The organism is Acinetobacter sp. YH01018 (assembly GCF_013420295.1).
In the GTDB taxonomy this organism is placed as follows: Bacteria; Pseudomonadota; Gammaproteobacteria; order Pseudomonadales; family Moraxellaceae; genus Acinetobacter.
In genome coordinates, this window is record NZ_VOYL01000100.1 from 1 (window position 1) to 3,187 (window position 3,187).

General features: G+C 43.2%; 2 protein-coding genes and 1 pseudogene. 1 reads left to right on the plus strand and 2 read right to left on the minus strand.

The features are described from left to right. Window positions 1–146 precede the first annotated feature (146 nt). Both FTT83_RS15650 and FTT83_RS15655 read right to left on the minus strand, forming a co-directional pair. A pseudogene (locus tag FTT83_RS15650) lies at window positions 147–401 on the minus strand (transposase); the annotation flags it as partial. A gap of 169 nt (window positions 402–570) precedes the next feature. After that, window positions 571–1,377, minus strand: a complete 807-nt coding sequence (locus FTT83_RS15655) for an inner membrane protein YpjD (RefSeq protein ID WP_086196095.1) — start codon at window positions 1,375–1,377, stop codon at window positions 571–573. A gap of 138 nt (window positions 1,378–1,515) precedes the next feature. Here FTT83_RS15655 and ffh point away from each other — a divergent pair, with 138 nt between their 5' ends. After that, window positions 1,516–2,916, plus strand: a complete 1,401-nt coding sequence (gene ffh / locus FTT83_RS15660) for a signal recognition particle protein (RefSeq protein ID WP_086196094.1) — start codon at window positions 1,516–1,518, stop codon at window positions 2,914–2,916. The last annotated feature ends 271 nt before the right edge of the window (window positions 2,917–3,187 follow it).

The window sequence follows — 3,187 nt, forward strand, 5'->3', positions numbered from 1 at the left end:
AAATGCCTTTGTGCACTGGAAAATGGGATGTTTACCATCGGTTGGATAATGGGAGCCGGATGAGCTGAGAGGTTCATGTCCGGTTCTGCGAGGGGCTAAGGGTGAAATTCCCTTGGTCTACTCACCCTGATATTCGGGGCTGCTCAGCCGCAAAGTTTAATCAGACTTTGCACAAAGCCAGTAACCATACGTAAAGACAGACGGAATAAGGATTTAATCATTAAGCAGCATTGGATGGCTGCGTCGGAGTAGGTTTGATTTCGCCCTTGTTTGCCTTTTGATGGCGCATACCATTGCGTAGCAGGATCAAACCAAAGGGCAATATTTCCGCGACTCATGAGTGCTCGGTTATATGCGGGCCAATTGGTTGTGCGGTAGATTTTGTGTGTAGGCTTCTTCATTTGAAAATTATATCGCTGAAAAAGCCTTTACAGATAGGTTTGTGCAACAAAGCCTATTTTTAATCAATGATATATCGTATGAAAAAAAGGTCCAAACCATAAGGGTTGGGCCTTTTTAATGATTTATCATGTTCCATATTTTTAATTAGACACACTGAACAAAAGGGTCTTACTTACCCAAAATCATTTCCAGTACAAACTTGGAACCAATAAAACCAATCGCCAGTAGCATAAAACCAATCAAAGTAAAGCGAATGGCTTTCTGACCGCGCCAGCCAAATTTATAATGACCAATCAACAGAAAGCCATAAACAAACCAGGAAATAATACTAAACGCCGTTTTATGCGCCAAATGCTGGGCAAAGAAATTTTCAATGGTAAAGAAACCAAAACCAAGCGCTAAAGTCAGCAAGATAAAACCGGTAATGATTAAATCAAACAGCAAGGATTCCATGGCCTGGAATGAAGGTAGTAAATTAACCCACAGTCTTTTGGTCTTATTCTTTAATTCACGGTTCTGAAACCACAAAATCACGGCTTGAATGGTGGCCATCAACAGAACCGCATAGGCGGATAAAGACAAAATAATATGAATGTCTAGGCCCAGAGAATGCTGTTCAATCACCTGATTGGTCTTGCTTAAGGTAAAACCTAAAATGAGACCGATTGCAGCAACAGGGATACCCAGTAAATTCAGTGCCAAAATGGGACGAAAGGTACTAAACAGCAGGCTGAGCAGCAGCATCAGACCAGAGGTAAATGACATCAGCACAAAAACATCATAATTGATGCCTAAAGGGGTCAGCATATCGCTATACAGCACAGCCCCGTGCAACATTACCCCTAAACCCAGTACCAGCCCAATAAGCCAATGGTTTGGATCACGTTTTGACATTAAGTGGATAAACAGATACCAGAAAGATGAGGTATAAGCGATTAATGCTAAGATCGTGTAAACCAAGGGCAGGCTAATCATGTCAAACCTTTTTCAGGATGATGAATATTCATTTATATAAATTCGATGCGAACTACAGTATCCTATAGCATTCTATGCATAAATTTTCTATTTTAAGAAACAATTTTTTGCTCACGGCTATTTTAAGCGGAATTTGCAATGTTTGATACCTTAACAGAACGACTCACGCAGAGTTTAAGAAATGTTACTGGCTCAGGGCAGCTAACCGAAGACAATATTAAAGATACGTTACGTGAAGTGCGTATGGCACTTCTTGAAGCCGATGTGGCGTTACCTGTAACTCGTGAGTTCATCGCGAAAGTTAAGGAAGAGGCATTGGGCCAAGAAGTGATGACTCAGTTATCACCGGGCCAGGCGTTCGTCAAAATTGTACATGACGAACTGACCAAAATGATGGGTGAGGCCAATGAAAGCCTTGACCTCGCAGCCAAACCCCCTGTGGTTGTACTGCTTGCAGGTTTGCAAGGTGCGGGTAAAACCACGACTGCGGCAAAACTTGCACGTTTCCTGCAAGAGCGTCAAAAGAAAAAAGTGGCCATGGTTTCTGCCGACGTTTATCGTCCAGCGGCAATCAAACAGCTGCAAACTGTAGCGGGTGAAGTTGGCGCGATTTTCTTTGAATCGAATGCCAATGAAAAACCAATTGATATTGCCAACCGTGCCATTGAACAAGCGAAAATCCAGTTTGCTGATGTGCTGATTGTCGATACCGCAGGTCGTCTACACGTCGATGACGAAATGATGGACGAAATTAAAGAGCTTCATGCTGCCATCAAGCCGACTGAAACCCTGTTCGTGGTCGATGCCATGACCGGTCAGGATGCGGCGAATACAGCCAAAGCCTTTAATGATGCGCTTCCATTAACCGGTGTGATCCTCACGAAAACTGATGGTGATGCACGCGGTGGTGCGGCGCTTTCAGTTCGTGCAATTACCGGCAAGCCAATTAAATTCCTGGGTATGGGCGAAAAGCTCGATGCACTTGAGCCATTCCATCCTGAGCGTATCGCTCAGCGTATCTTGGGTATGGGTGATGTGCTTTCTTTGGTCGAAGAAGTTGAACGCAAGATCGACAAAGAAAAAGCCGAAAAAATGGCGAAAAAATTGCAAAAAGGCGGCAGCTTCAACTTTGAAGATATGCTGATGCAATTTGAGCAAATGAATAAAATGGGCGGCATGATGGGCTTCCTAGATAAACTTCCAGGCATGAGCAACTCGGGTATTCAGGATGCGATTGCGCAGGCGAACCCCGAAAAGCAAGTGAAAAAGATGGAAGCGATTATCCAGTCGATGACCATTAAAGAGCGTCGTAACCCGGACCTCATGAACCCAAGTCGTAAAAAACGTATTGCAGCAGGTTGCGGTATGGATGTTGCTGAAGTGAATAAACTCATCAAGCAACACGCGCAAATGGCGAAAATGATGAAGAAATTTGCCAATCCGTCAGGTATGGCAAAAATGATGCGTTCATTGGGCAATATGCAAAAGCAATTCGGTGGCGGTGGTATGGGCCCGCTATTCGGCAATAAAGATAAATAAGATTGAGCTTTACTGATCAATCCCAAGAAGGCGCGTAATGCGCCTTTTTTATTGCCTTTTTTCCTATCCTAAAAACACTTTGAAACAATCCGGTTTATTTTGTGATGAACAGGCTGGATTTTTTGATTCTCATCGGCATATTATAATCGCAGATTCAAATCCCAAGTGCGACACATTTGTAGTTAGTTGAAAAAGTTAGGTGTATTCGTAGAATCATTGGACTTTTTCAACTCGCAATTGGAAAGCACACAATGAAGAAATACACCCAACT

Coding starts and splice junctions, on each gene's coding strand:
- FTT83_RS15655 (WP_086196095.1), bottom strand. CDS start 1,377: ATGATTAGCCTGCCCTTGGTTTACACGATCTTAGCATTAATCGCTTAT.
- ffh (WP_086196094.1), top strand. CDS start 1,516: ATGTTTGATACCTTAACAGAACGACTCACGCAGAGTTTAAGAAATGTT.